Source organism: Leifsonia sp. 2TAF2 (assembly GCF_052115085.1).
GTDB lineage: Bacteria > Actinomycetota > Actinomycetes > Actinomycetales > Microbacteriaceae > Leifsonia.
Genome location: NZ_JBFRFY010000001.1, coordinates 1301241 through 1313836 on the forward strand (window position 1 = coordinate 1301241; position 12596 = coordinate 1313836).

At 69.6% G+C, this 12596-nt stretch carries 15 protein-coding genes; 10 read left to right on the forward strand and 5 right to left on the reverse strand.

Annotated elements, in window-relative coordinates; all coding sequences use genetic code 11:
- Window positions 1–24: 24 nt before the first annotated feature.
- Window positions 25–519 (reverse strand): GNAT family N-acetyltransferase, encoded by a 495-nt coding sequence (locus AB4Z18_RS06230; RefSeq protein ID WP_441781822.1) that lies wholly within the window; start codon window positions 517–519, stop codon window positions 25–27.
- A gap of 52 nt (window positions 520–571) precedes the next feature.
- On the opposite strand from AB4Z18_RS06230, the gene dapB reads away from it, so the two are divergent.
- Together dapB and AB4Z18_RS06240 are read left to right on the forward strand one after the other, a co-directional pair.
- Window positions 572–1378, forward strand: a complete 807-nt coding sequence (gene dapB, locus AB4Z18_RS06235) for a 4-hydroxy-tetrahydrodipicolinate reductase (protein ID WP_441781823.1) — start codon at window positions 572–574, stop codon at window positions 1376–1378.
- Between the two features lie 16 nt (window positions 1379–1394).
- Window positions 1395–1862, forward strand: a complete 468-nt coding sequence (locus AB4Z18_RS06240) for a tetratricopeptide repeat protein (protein WP_441781824.1) — start codon at window positions 1395–1397, stop codon at window positions 1860–1862.
- Window positions 1863–1888: 26 nt separating this feature from the next.
- On the opposite strand, the gene AB4Z18_RS06245 is transcribed toward AB4Z18_RS06240, so the two are convergent.
- The 4 genes from AB4Z18_RS06245 to AB4Z18_RS06260 form a co-directional block, all read right to left on the reverse strand.
- The gene (locus tag AB4Z18_RS06245) at window positions 1889–2785 is read right to left on the reverse strand and encodes a TIGR01777 family oxidoreductase (RefSeq protein WP_441781825.1); all 897 of its coding nucleotides are present in this window, start codon (window positions 2783–2785) and stop codon (window positions 1889–1891) included.
- Between the two features lie 18 nt (window positions 2786–2803).
- Complete coding sequence (locus AB4Z18_RS06250; protein WP_441781826.1) at window positions 2804–3229, reverse strand: OsmC family peroxiredoxin; 426 nt, start codon at window positions 3227–3229, stop codon at window positions 2804–2806.
- A 112-nt stretch (window positions 3230–3341) separates the two neighbouring features.
- Window positions 3342–3863, reverse strand: a complete 522-nt coding sequence (locus AB4Z18_RS06255; protein ID WP_441781827.1) for a DUF4395 family protein — start codon at window positions 3861–3863, stop codon at window positions 3342–3344.
- A complete protein-coding gene (locus tag AB4Z18_RS06260; RefSeq protein ID WP_441781828.1) occupies window positions 3850–4290 on the reverse strand; it encodes a TlpA family protein disulfide reductase in 441 nt (146 codons plus the stop codon). The genes AB4Z18_RS06255 and AB4Z18_RS06260 overlap by 14 nt, the downstream gene beginning before the upstream one ends.
- A 78-nt stretch (window positions 4291–4368) precedes the next feature.
- On the opposite strand from AB4Z18_RS06260, the gene dapA reads away from it, so the two are divergent.
- The 8 genes from dapA (at window position 4369) to AB4Z18_RS06300 (ending at window position 12502) form a co-directional block, all read left to right on the forward strand.
- Window positions 4369–5346 (forward strand): 4-hydroxy-tetrahydrodipicolinate synthase, encoded by a 978-nt coding sequence (gene dapA / locus AB4Z18_RS06265; protein WP_441781829.1) that lies wholly within the window; start codon window positions 4369–4371, stop codon window positions 5344–5346.
- Window positions 5347–5420: 74 nt separating this feature from the next.
- On the forward strand, window positions 5421–7097 hold the full coding sequence (locus AB4Z18_RS06270) for a ribonuclease J (RefSeq protein WP_441781830.1): 1677 nt from the start codon (window positions 5421–5423) through the stop codon (window positions 7095–7097).
- 99 nt (window positions 7098–7196) lie between these two features.
- Entirely contained in the window at window positions 7197–7688 is a 492-nt protein-coding gene (locus AB4Z18_RS06275) for a GNAT family N-acetyltransferase (RefSeq protein ID WP_441781831.1), read from the forward strand.
- Window positions 7689–7758: 70 nt separating this feature from the next.
- Window positions 7759–10599 carry a DNA translocase FtsK 4TM domain-containing protein gene (locus tag AB4Z18_RS06280; protein ID WP_441781832.1) on the forward strand — a complete coding sequence of 947 codons (2841 nt, stop codon included), beginning with the start codon at window positions 7759–7761 and terminating at the stop codon, window positions 10597–10599.
- A gap of 9 nt (window positions 10600–10608) precedes the next feature.
- Complete coding sequence (gene pgsA, locus AB4Z18_RS06285; RefSeq protein ID WP_441781833.1) at window positions 10609–11232, forward strand: CDP-diacylglycerol--glycerol-3-phosphate 3-phosphatidyltransferase; 624 nt, start codon at window positions 10609–10611, stop codon at window positions 11230–11232.
- The gene (locus AB4Z18_RS06290) at window positions 11219–11725 is read left to right on the forward strand and encodes a CinA family protein (RefSeq protein ID WP_441781834.1); all 507 of its coding nucleotides are present in this window, start codon (window positions 11219–11221) and stop codon (window positions 11723–11725) included. Before pgsA ends, AB4Z18_RS06290 begins: the two co-directional genes overlap by 14 nt.
- A gap of 158 nt (window positions 11726–11883) precedes the next feature.
- Window positions 11884–12195: a helix-turn-helix domain-containing protein gene (locus tag AB4Z18_RS06295; protein ID WP_441781835.1), complete on the forward strand. Its 312-nt coding sequence runs from the start codon at window positions 11884–11886 to the stop codon at window positions 12193–12195.
- A gap of 82 nt (window positions 12196–12277) precedes the next feature.
- The gene (locus AB4Z18_RS06300; RefSeq protein WP_441781836.1) at window positions 12278–12502 is read left to right on the forward strand and encodes a DUF3046 domain-containing protein; all 225 of its coding nucleotides are present in this window, start codon (window positions 12278–12280) and stop codon (window positions 12500–12502) included.
- The last annotated feature ends 94 nt before the right edge of the window (window positions 12503–12596 follow it).

Sequence of the window (12596 nt, forward strand, 5' to 3'; positions counted from 1 at the left end):
GCGCGTGGGGGAGGAGCGCGCGGCTCAGGTGAGCTGCTTGCGGAACCAGTCCGTCGCGTTGGGGTTGTCGTTGTACGGCTGGATGGGCTCGTAGCCGTGCGCGCGGTAGAGGCCGCCGGCGGCCTCCAGACTCGCGTTGGTGTCGAGCACGATCTCCGTGGCGCCGAACCCGCGGGCGCGATGTTCCAGCTCGGCGAGGATCGCGCGGCCGAAGCCGTTCCCGCGACGCGACGGCGGCACCCACAGGTGCTTGATCTCGTAGCGCACCACCGGTGCACCCTCCTCGCGCTCCGCAAGCGGGATGGGCAGCTCGCGGATGCCACCGCAGCCCACCTCGGCGCCGTCGTCGTAGGCCAGCAGGAACACGCCGTTCGGCGCGACGAACTGTCCAGGGTCCGGGAAGGACGTCCGGTACGCGCCCTGCACGGTCGGGAAGGTCTCGGCGCGCTCGGCGAAGTAGTCGGAGAGCATGCGATGGGCGGTCGCGTCGGTGACGGCGACGTCTGCGAAAGACACCATCGGCCCAGCGTATCCCCGACGGGTGCCCAGGCCCCGCAGGTAGGCTGGTGACGTGAGCATTCGCGTGGCCGTCGCCGGAGCGACCGGAAAACTGGGAAGCGTGGCGGTGCGCCTCATCGAGCAGGCGGACGACCTCGAACTCGTGGCGCAGCTCGGCTCGCGCTCGCCGCTGGAGGACATGCTCGGTGCCGACGTGCTCGTCGACATGACGCTGCCGCAGGTGAGCCCGGGCATCGTCGCCTTCGCGGTCGACCACGGCCTCCGCGTGCTGGTCGGGACCTCCGGCTGGTCGGCGGACCGCATCCTCGACCTGGAGCGACGGGTCGCGAAGAACGAGGGCACCGGAGCCGTCGTCATCCCGAACTTCTCTCTCGGTTCCGCCCTCGGCACCGCCTTCGCCACGGTCGCAGCACGGTTCTTCGACTCGATCGAGATCGTGGAGGCGCACGGCGCGGGCAAGACGGATTCCCCCTCCGGCACCGCGGTACGCACCGCCGAGCTGATCGGCGCCGCCCGGGCGGCGAAGGGGCCCGTGGAGGCCCCGCACTCCGACCAGCGCGCCCGCGGGCAGCAAGTGGCGAGCGTCCCCATCCACAGCCTCCGCATGCGCGGCGTCGTCGCCCAGCAGCAGGTCATCTTCGGCGGCGTGGGGGAGCAGCTGACGATCCGGCACGACACGGTCGGCTCGGAGGCGTACGAGACCGGCATCCTGCTGGCGCTCCGTGCCGCCGCCAGCGCGACCGGCGTCACCGTCGGCCTCGACAAGCTCATCGACCTCGGGATCGCGGAGCCGAACGGCGAACCGCCCCGTCGCACCGTGCGCGATGCCGGGGACGACGGCACGGACCCGGCCCGATGAGAAGGCGGCAGCGCGCATGAGGAACCGACTGGCCGCCATCGTCATGGCGATCATCCTGCTGGTCTACCTGGTGCTGGCGGGGCAGCGGGCGGTGATGCTGATCGCGACCGGCGAGGGCATCGCGATCGCCATGGGCGTCGCGCTCCTGGTACTGCCGATCATCGCCGCGTGGGCGATCGGGCGTGAGCTGCTGTTCGGCGCGCGCACCGAGCGGCTCGTGCGACAGCTGGATGCGGAGGGCGGCCTCCCTGTGGAGGACCTCCCGACCCGGGTCAGCGGCCGTCCGCTACGCGATGCGGCGGATGAGCAGTTCCCGCAGTACCGCGCCGAGGTGGAGGCGGCTCCGGAGAGCTGGCGGGCGTGGTTCCGGCTCGGGCTCGCGTACGACGCGTCCGGAGATCGCCGACGCGCGAGGGCAGCGCTTCGTCAAGCGATCCGCCTGGAGCGCACCAGAGTCGCCTCGGGCGACACCCCGGCCCACTAGGCGAACTGCCGCTTGGCACGCTGCAGCTAGGCGGCGCGCACCTCCACGAGGCGGTCCATCGCGTCTTCGACCGTCGGATCGCGGAAGACGAAGCCGTCGGCGAGCAGCTTCTTCGGGACGACCAGTTGATCGGCGAGCAGCAGCTCCCGCCCCGCATCCTGCAGTGCCAATTCGATGGCGAACTTCGGGACGGGCACGAAGTAGGGGCGTCTCACCGCCTGGGCGAGCGCTCGCACCACCTCGCCCGCGGTCGCCGGGGTCGGTCCGGCGATGTTCACGGGGCCCTCGAGGGTCGACGTGAGCAGATGGATGAGCGCAGCCGCTTCGTCGTGCAGGCTGACCCACGGCCAGTGCTGGCGTCCGCTTCCGAGCGGGCCGGCCAGGCCGGCCTTCGCGATAGGGAGAAGCGGCGTGAGGGCACCGCCCCGGCCGATCACGACGCCGGTGCGGGCGAAGGCGACCCGCGTGGTCTCGGGAGCCAGACGCGCGGCCGCTTCCCAGGCGTCCACGACGTCGGTGAGGAAGCCGCGGCCCTTGCTCGCTGACTCGGTCAGCTGCTGGCCGGGCCGATCGCCGTAGTAACCGACCGCCGACCCGCTGACGAAGACGCGGGGCGGATCGTCGGCCCGCCGCATCCCCTCGGCCAGGGTGCCGGTCGCCTGCAGCCGGGAGGAGAGGATGCGCCGCTTGGTCGCTCGTGTCCAGGGGAGGTGCTGCAGCGAGCTGCCCGACAGGCCGATCACTGCATCCGCCCACTCGAACAGATCGACGTTGACCTGTCGTTCCTCGGGCGACCAGCGGGATTCGTCCGGTGAGCCGGGGTCGTGCCGCACCAGTCGCCTGGTCTCGTGGCCCGCGGCCGCGAGCTGGGCGCGGAGTTCGCTGCCGATCATGCCGGAGGATCCGGCGAGGAGCACCCGCATGTCGCTATCGTCCCAAACTCAGGAGAGGGACGCGTCGAGAGTGATCGGGATGCCGACCAGCGCGCGCGAGACGGGGCAGGTGCGCTTCGCCTCATCGGCGAGCCGCTCGAAGTCCTCCTCCGACAGCCCGGGCACGGTGGCCACGACCTGGAGGTGGCTGCCGGTGATGCCCTGCGCCGGGTCGAACGTGACGGCGGCGGTGGTGCGGATGCTCTCCGGAGCGTTGCCGAACTGCGCCAGGATGTTCGAGAACGCCATCGAGAAGCAGGCGGCGTGCGCTGCCCCCAGCAGCTCCTCGGGTGTGGTGACCTCGGCGCCGCCCTGCGACCGGGCCTTCCAGTTCACGTCGAGTTCCGCGGCGTGCGACGAGTCGAGCGTGACGGTGCCCGAGCCGCTCGTGAGATCGCCGTTCCAGACGGTGGTGGATTCGCTGGTGACTGCCATGGAGACCTCCTAGGGATGCCGTGGCCGCCGAGCGCGGCCGGGCCCGACCCACACTACTGACGGGGTCCGACACCGTCACGGGGCGTTCGGCGGATTCCCGGCTGGGGCGTGTTCAGGCGTCCGCGCGGCGGGGGATGAGGCGCGCCCGCACAAGGAGGAGGTACAGCTGGCAGCCCAAGCAGTAGGCGAAGACCGCGTTGAGGAACGCTGCGGCGAAGGCGAGCGCCGCGGCGATGGGGAGCGCCAGTGGCACGCCGGCGAGGTGGAGCACCAGCCCGAGCCCGGTCACGAGGAGTCCGACCGCCTGGGCGAACGTCGGAGGAGCCGGGTCCTCCAGCTCGGACGGCGCGGCGAGACGCGGGCGGACGAAGCGGCGGAAGAGCACGCCGTAGGGATGCCGTCGCACCCCGGCGAAAGCGCCCCAGGCGAAGAGCAAGGCAATGGCGAGCAGCAGCACGAAGGCGGCGACGGTCGCTCCGACGAGGGAGAGGAACAGGTCGACGAGGAGGAGCACTGCGGTGATCCCGGCGCCGAATCGTGGCGATCGGGGGTCGATTCCGGCGGCGGTGCCGGCGGAGGTTCCGGCGGCGTTCCCGGCGGTCCGGGCGCTCACGGTGGGGTCAGGCTGAGGCATGGTCGCTCCCGAGGATGGTGTGGAGGGTGTCACGGACGGCGTCCGGGCGTGCGGCGCCGCCGATCCGGGCGCGAACCGCGCCGGACGCGTCGAGCACGAGAGTGGTGGGGGTCTGGAGGATGCCGAAGCGGCCTGCGAGGTCTGGCCGGCTCGTGAGGTCCACCTCCACATGGCGCACGCCGTCGAGGTCGTCGGCGGCGGCCCCCAGCACCCGGGCAGTGGAACGGCACGGTGCACAGAAGTCGGTCGAGAACTGGAGGAGCGTCGCACGTGGGCCGAAGGCTTCGGCGGAGACATCGGCCGGGGTGACCGTCTCGCCCGGACGGGCCGCACGCGCGCGGCCGGTGGTCGCGCGCCAGGCGACGCCTGCCGCCGTCACGACGGCGACGAGCCCGAGCAGGATGCCGAGCGCCGCGAATCCGTTCACAGGCGGGACGCTACGCCGCAGTTCTCCCCAGCGCAGCGAATGTGTCTCTGCGTGACGGCGACCCGATAGCCTGGAACCATGGCTGCTCACCAGAACCCGTTCGGCCAGGTGCTCGTCGCCCTGGTCACCCCGTTCACCGCCGACGGCGAAGTGGACTGGGCGGCGGTCGAGAAGCACATCGACGACGTGATCCAGGCGGGCGCCGACGGCATCGTCGTCACCGGGACCACCGGCGAGACCTCGACGCTGACCGACCCGGAGAAGCTACGCCTCGTCGAGGTCGGCAAGTCGGTGGCCGACGGCCGCGCCAAGATCATCACCGGCGGCGGCTCGAACGAAACGGCCCATGCCATCCAGCTGTACCAGCACAGTGAGAAGGCCGGCGCCGACGGCGTCATGGTCGTCACGCCGTACTACAACAAGCCGACGCAGGCGGGCATCCTGACGCATTTCCGGATGATCGCCGACTCCACCGACCTGCCGGTCATCCTCTACGACATCCCGGGCCGCACCGGGGTCCCGATCAAGTACGAGACGATCCTCCGGATCGCCAAGCACCCCAACGTCCTGGCGATCAAGGATGCGAAGGGCGACTTCAGCGAGGTGAGCCGCGTGCTCAACCAGACCGACCTGATGTACTTCTCGGGCGACGACGCCAACGTGCTCCCGCACCTCGCCATCGGGGCGAGCGGGCTCATCGGCGTGACGGCGAACATCGCCCCGACGCCGTACCGGCAGATCGTCGACGCGGTGAACGCGGGCGACCTGGCCACCGCCACGGCGGCCCACATGAAGCTCGAGCCGCTGGTTCGTGCGGTGATGACGCACGTGCCCGGTACAGTGGCCGCGAAGTACATCCTCCACGGCCTCGGCCGCATCTCGAGCCCCCGCGTGCGACTGCCGCTCGTCGGGCCCGAGGAGTGGGAGGCCGCCCAGATCGAGGACGAGCTCGACCTCGTCAAAGACATCCCCGGCGTCGACTTCTCCAACTTCCGTCCGGACCGCAACGCGGCCGCGGGCGGAGCGCTCCCGAAGATCGCCGGGACCACACGCTGACGGCCGCACGAGCGGCCGAGAAATAGGGCGGGTGCGCGAAGCCCCGCTGCCAGAACACAGAAATAGGAGGGCACATGCCCATCTCCGTCGCCGAGCCTCCTGCGCTCGAACCTGGAACACTCCGTATCATCCCCACCGGCGGCCTGGGGGAGATCGGCCGCAACATGACCGTCTTCGAGTACGAGGGCAAGCTCCTCATCGTCGACTGCGGAGTCCTCTTCCCGGAGCAGGACCAGCCGGGAGTCGACCTGATCCTTCCCGACTTCTCGCCGGTCCGCGACCGGCTCGACGACGTGGTCGGCGTCGTGCTGACGCACGGCCACGAGGACCACATCGGCGCCGTCCCCTACCTGCTTCGGCTGCGCCGCGACATCCCGCTCATCGGATCGGGCCTGACTCTGGCCCTCGTGGAGGCGAAGCTCAAGGAGCACCGCATCCAGCCGTACACGCTGACGGTGAAGGAGGGGCAGGTCGAGCAGCTCGGCCCGTTCTCGCTCGAGTTCGTCGCCGTCAACCACTCCATCCCGGATGCGCTCGCCGTCGCCATCACGACGCCGGCGGGCGTCGTCCTCCACACCGGCGACTTCAAGATGGACCAGCTGCCGCTGGACGACCGGATCACCGACCTGCGTGCATTCGCGCGGCTGGGGGAGAAGGGCGTGGACCTCTTCCTCGCCGACTCGACCAACGCCGACGTGCCCGGATTCACCCCGCTGGAGCGTTCGATCGGCCCGGTGCTCGACACCGTCATCGCCCGGGCTCCCCGCCGGGTGATCGTCGCGAGCTTCTCCAGCCACGTGCACCGTGTGCAGCAGGTGCTCGACGCGGCGGCGGCCAACGGCCGGCGCGTGGCGCTGCTCGGCCGCTCGATGGTCCGCAACATGACCATCGCTGCCGACCTCGGCTACCTCAAGGTGCCCGAGGGCGTGCTCATCGACTACAAGAAGGCCGCCGACCTTCCCGACGACCAGATCGTCTACATGTCGACCGGCTCGCAGGGCGAGCCGATGGCGGTGCTCGCGCGGATGGCGAACCTCGATCACCAGATCGAGGTCGGCCACGGCGACACGGTCATCCTTGCCTCCAGCCTCATCCCGGGCAACGAGAACGCGGTGTACCGCGTCATCGACGGGCTCACCAAGCTCGGCGCCAACGTCGTCCACAAGGGCAACGCCAAGGTGCACGTCTCCGGTCACGCTGCCGCGGGCGAGCTGCTCTACTGCTACAACATCCTGAAGCCGAAGAACGTGATGCCGGTGCACGGCGAGTACCGCCACCTGGTTGCCAACGCACGGCTCGCGATGGACACCGGAGTGCCGGAGGAGAACACGATCCTCGCGGAGGACGGCTCCGTCATCGACCTGCGCGACGGTCTCGCCCGGGTCGTCGGGCAGCTCGACCTCGGCTTCGTCTACGTCGACGGTTCCAGCGTCGGTGAGATCACGGACGCCGATCTGAAGGACCGCCGCATCCTCGGCGAGGAGGGCTTCATCTCGATCATCGTCGTCGTGGAGGCCGCGACAGGACGCATCGTCACCGGGCCCGAGGTGCACGCCCGCGGATTCGCGGAGGACGACGCCGTGTTCGACACCGTGAAGCCGAAGATCGCCGCTGCTCTCGCGGAGGCCGCCCAGAACGGTGTCCGCGATTCCCACGCGCTCTCGCAGGTCGTGCGCCGCACCGTCGGCCGTTGGGTCAACACGAGCTACCGGCGCCGTCCGATGATCGTTCCGCTCGTCATCGAAGCCTGAGCCTGGGCCTGGCCTGGGCCTAGGCCTGAGCCGGTGCTTCCGGCGCATCCGGCACGGAACGTTACCCGCGGGAAACACGACCGCGGGTAACGTTCGTGCATGAACGTGTTCCGCATCCGTCCGGCCACCGGGCACGATGCGCGCGTGCTCGCTGACATGTTGGTGGAGGCCGCCAACTGGAATCCGGTACGTGCGCGCTCCCGGCTGACGGTGCTCGACGACCCCGCGGTCCGGCACTATGTTGTCGGCTGGCAGCGCCCCGGCGACTTCGGCTGCGTGGCCGAGGACGCGCAGGGCGTCGCCGTCGGCGCGTGCTGGGCGCGGCTCTTTCCGGCGGATCATCCGGGGTACGGATTCGTCGCTGCCGGGGTGCCCGAACTCACCCTCGGCGTGTATCCGCAGTGGCGCGCCCAGGGTGCGGGTCGAGCACTCCTACGGGAACTCGGGCGCACGGCCGCCGCGCGCGGGCATGCGCGGCTCAGCCTGAGCGTGGAGCGGACGAACTTCGCCCAACGTCTCTACCTGAGCGAGGGGTACGTGATCGTCGCCTCCCGGGACGGTTCAGACACGATGGTGCGCACGGTCCGCTGACGCGGCCGATTTTCCACAAAGCAGGCGCGGGAACCGCGTGATGACGGGGGTACGACGTACCGTTGACCCCATGGCCACGAGCACCAAGTCGAATTCCCGCGCCCGGGGCTCCGGTCGCGGCGGGTCGACCGCGCGCAAACCGGCGTCGAAGACCGCTCCGCAGAAGACGGTCGCCTACCCGGCAGCCGACGCGGGTCCCAGTCCGCTCATCCGGGGTTGGATGGGGCTGGCGCACCTCACGGGCGCTGCCTTCCGTGCGCTCGGTCCGGAGAAGCTCAGCAAAGAGGAGCGCCGCGACGGCTTCCCCTTCTTCCTGGTGCTCCTGGCGATCGCGGGCGCGGTCGTGGAGTGGTTCCTGATCAACGACCAGGTGGCCCGGACGCTCGACGCCTGGACCTTCGGCGGGCTGTTCGGCCGGGTCGCGTTCGCGCTCCCGGTCGTCATGGTGCTGTTCGCCGCGTGGCTGTTCCGCCATCCGAGTTCGGTGCACGACAACACGCGCATCGGCATCGGCCTGAGCATCCTGCTTCTCATGGTCTCGGGCCTGTGCCACCTGTTCAGCCCGCATCCTTCGCCGAGCGACGGCATGGCCGCCCTCGCTCAGGCCGGCGGCGTGCTCGGCTGGCTCATCGCCGCGCCGCTGTCCCTGGTCATCACGCCGTACGGCGCGGGCGCTGTCGTGATCCTCCTACTGATCCTCAGCCTCTTCATCATCACGAAGACGCCGCCCAACAAGCTGCCCGCGCGCATCCGGGAGCTCTACGCCTACCTGTTCGGGGCGCAGCTGCCGACCGAGGACGAGCGTCTGGAGGCGAAGGAGTCCGCGAAGGGCGCCAAGTCGAAGCAGGTCGAACTCGACGGCATCGACGACGAGGCGGAGCCCGAGGCGAACCTTCCCTGGTGGCGGCGCAACAAGTCGCAGCGCGAAGAAGACCCGGACTACGGTGACGCGCCAGCGGACGGCCTGACCGATGTGTTCGGTGCGGGCGGGCGCGGCAAGGGCGAATTCGCGACCGCGCTCGAGCCGGACCCGGCCAGCGACCACTACAACACCGAGGTGCTGAGCGAGCTCGCTCACGCGGAGGACGCGCTGCAGCGATTCACGGGCGATCAGCCGCCCACCGCGGTGGCACCCCTCCCGCCCATGACCGGCACGCCGGGCGCGCCGGCTGTGCTGCCCGGCTTCCCTGCCGGCTCGGCGGTCGTCGATGAATTCGACGAGGAGGCGGCGGCTCCCGTCCTCCCGCAGCCGACTGCCCCCTACAACCTCCCGTCCGCCTCGATGCTCTCCGCGGGAACGCCGGCGAAGACGCGCTCGGGTGCGAACGATGAGATCGTCGCGGCGATCACCTCCGTCCTCACGCAGTTCGGGGTGGATGCGAAGGTCACCGGCTACTCGCGCGGGCCGACGGTCACCCAGTACGAGATCGAGCTCGGCCCGGGCGTCAAGGTGGAGCGCGTGACCGCGCTGAGCAAGAACCTGTCGTACGCGGTCGCCAGCAATGAGGTCCGCATCCTCTCGCCCATTCCGGGCAAGAGCGCGATCGGCGTCGAGATCCCGAACAGCGACCGCGAGATCGTCTCGCTCGGCGACATCCTCCGCTCGCCCGCGGCCGCCAAGAGCACCCACCCGATGACCATCGGCGTCGGCAAGGACGTCGGCGGCGGCTTCGTCGTCGCCAACCTGGCGAAGATGCCCCACCTCCTCGTGGCGGGCTCCACCGGCTCCGGCAAGTCGAGCTTCGTGAACTCGATGATCACGAGCCTGCTGATGCGAGCCAAGCCCTCTGAGGTGCGGATGGTGCTCATCGACCCGAAGCGGGTGGAGCTGACGATCTACGGCGGCGTCCCGCACCTGATCACCCCCATCATCACGAACCCCAAGAAGGCGGCCGAGGCGCTGCAGTGGGTCGTGAAGGAGATGGACATGAGGTACGACGACCTCGCCAGCTTCGGCTTCCGCCACATCGACGACTTCAACAAGGCCGTCATCAACGACGAGATCGTGCTGCCCGCCGGGAGCGAGCGCAAGCTCAAGCCCTACCCGTACCTCCTGGTCGTGGTCGACGAGCTCGCCGACCTCATGATGGTCGCTCCGCGAGACGTGGAGGACTCTATCGTCCGTATCACGCAGTTGGCGCGCGCGTCCGGCATCCACCTGGTGCTCGCGACGCAGCGGCCGTCGGTGGACGTCGTCACCGGCCTCATCAAGGCCAACGTCCCCTCGCGGCTGGCGTTCGCAGTCACCAGCGTCACCGACTCCCGCGTCATCCTCGACCAGCCCGGTGCCGACAAGCTCATCGGGCAGGGCGACGGGCTCTTCTTGCCGATGGGTGCGTCCAAGGCGATCCGCGTGCAGGGCGCCTGGGTCAATGAGGACGAGATCCAGAAGGTCGTCCAGCACGTCACGCGCCAGGCGCGGCCGGAGTACCGGCAGGACGTCACGGTCAGTGCCGAGAAGAAGCAGATCGACTCCGACATCGGCGACGACCTCGACCTCCTGCTGGCCGCCGCGGAGCTCGTGGTGTCGTCGCAGTTCGGGTCGACGTCGATGCTGCAGCGGAAGCTCAGGGTGGGCTTCGCCAAGGCCGGTCGCCTGATGGATCTGCTCGAGTCGCGCGAGATCGTCGGCCCGTCCGAAGGGTCTAAGGCGAGGGATGTGCTGGTGACGGCGGAGCAGCTGCCGCAGGTGCTCGCGCGCCTGCGCGGTGAGGAGCCGCCGGCAGGTTCCCCGGCAGCGGCGGCGCCCCCAGCGGCAGCGGCGGCAGCAGCCGCCTCGGTGCCGGCCCCCGCGATGACCGACGACGAGGACCGCTACGGTGCCGATCCGGTCGCTGAGATGACCGCGGGCTATCCTGAGGTCGAGGGCGATCCGGACGAGGACGCCTGGCAGCTGACCGGCAGAGAGTAGAAGACCGCGATGTCGGTGCCCGACACGCCTCCGCCCGCCGCGGCGGACGGCGGAGCAGACCGTGTGAGCAACTGGAACCTGCCCAACGCGATCACGGTGGTGCGCATCCTGCTCGCCCCGCTGTTCGTCTGGATGCTGCTCGCCGATGGCGGCGACGACGGCTGGCTGCGCTGGGCGGCCGCTCTACTCTTCATCCTCGCGATCGCGACCGACGGCGTGGACGGCGCCCTGGCCCGGCGTAAGGGTCTGGTCACCGATCTCGGAAAGCTGCTCGACCCGATCGCCGACAAGGTGCTCACCGGGGGAGCGCTGATCGCCCTGTCGATCCTCCAGGAGCTTCCCTGGTGGGTGACCATCGTCATCCTGGTCCGCGAGGTAGGCATCACCATCTACCGCTTCGTCGTCATTCGCCAGGGCGTCATCGCGGCGTCGCGCGGCGGCAAGATCAAGACGATCGTGCAATCCGTTGCCATCTCCTTCGCGCTCGTACCGCTCTGGACGATCTTCGGCGACTGGATCTTCTGGGTGAACGGCATCCTCATGACCGCCGCGGTCATCCTCACCGTCTGGACGGGGCTCGACTACCTCTGGCAGGCCTGGAAAGGACGAAGGGCGAAGCGTGCCCTCGCCTGAGTCCTCGGCCACCTTCGCGGTCGTCCGGACTCTGATCGATCGGGGGCTGACGGTCGCCGTGGCGGAGTCGCTGACCGGCGGGCTGGTGACGGCCGAGCTGACCAGCGTCCCGGGCGCGTCGGCCGTGGTGCTCGGGGCAGCGGTGGTCTACGCCACGGAGCTGAAGCACACGCTGCTCGGAGTGGACGCCGACCTGCTGGCGGCCGAAGGGCCGGTGCACCCGGAGGTGGCATGCCAGCTCGCCTCGGGCGTACGCGAGCGCCTCGCGGTGGGAGGGCGGCCGGCCGATCTCGGCGTCGCCACCACCGGTGTCGCGGGTCCGGACCCGCAGGGAGGGCGGCCGGTGGGCACGGTGTACGTCGGAATCGCGTCGTCCGAGGGCGCGCGGGCCATCGCTCTCGAGCTGTCCGGTGACCGTGATGCGATCCGGCGCGAGACCGTCGCGGAGGCCGTGCGGGCGCTCGCGTCGGAGCTCGGCATAACGGTCGTTTGAGTCTCCCGGATTACCGCGGGAATACGCGGTGTTTCGGTCTCGTTACACCTGCTGCATTCACAAGAAAAGCCCAGTAGCCCTCGATATCGTGGAGCGCAGGGATGCGGTACATTCGTATCCCATCGATACGTCGGCAGGGTAAGAGAGGGAGGCTCCGAATGATTCTTGTACGTCAGGAAATAGGCGACGTGCTCAGGGACTTCCGCCTGCAAAAGGGTCGTACGCTCCGACAGGTCGCCAGCAAGGCCAGCGTCGCGCTCGGGTACCTCAGTGAGGTCGAGCGCGGTCAGAAGGAGGCGTCGAGTGAGATCCTCGCCTCGGTGGCCGACGCGCTCGAGACGCCGGTGTCGGTGATCATGCGCGAGGTCGGCGATCGGATCGCGGTGCTCGAGGGTCTTGAGCCGGTGATTCCGGACACTGTCCCGGACGAGTTCGTCACGGCCATGGATTCCGACCTGGTCGCCCGCTGATCCCCAACGCTCACGAGGACGCCCCGCTGATGCGGGGCGTCCTTCGTTTTCTCATCCATCCGTTCTCCTGAAGTAAGGACCCATGAAGCTCAGCGAGTTCCAGCGAGCCGTCTCGGACGAGTTCGGCAGCACCTACGGTCAGGCGCTGCTGACCGACCTCGTCATCGGCGAACTGGGCGGACGCACGGCAACAGAGGCACTCTCCGCCGGCCTCCCGCCCCGCGAGGTGTGGCTCGCCCTGTGTAGGGAGACGGGCGTGCCCTCCTCGCACTGGTACGGCGCCGGCAAACCTGCCCCCAAACGCTGATCGCACTGCGACACGCCGGTTCGAACCCCTCGAAGGTATGTTCGGATCTGGCTAAACTTCTTCACAACGGCAGTCGAAAACCGGTTGTCCACAG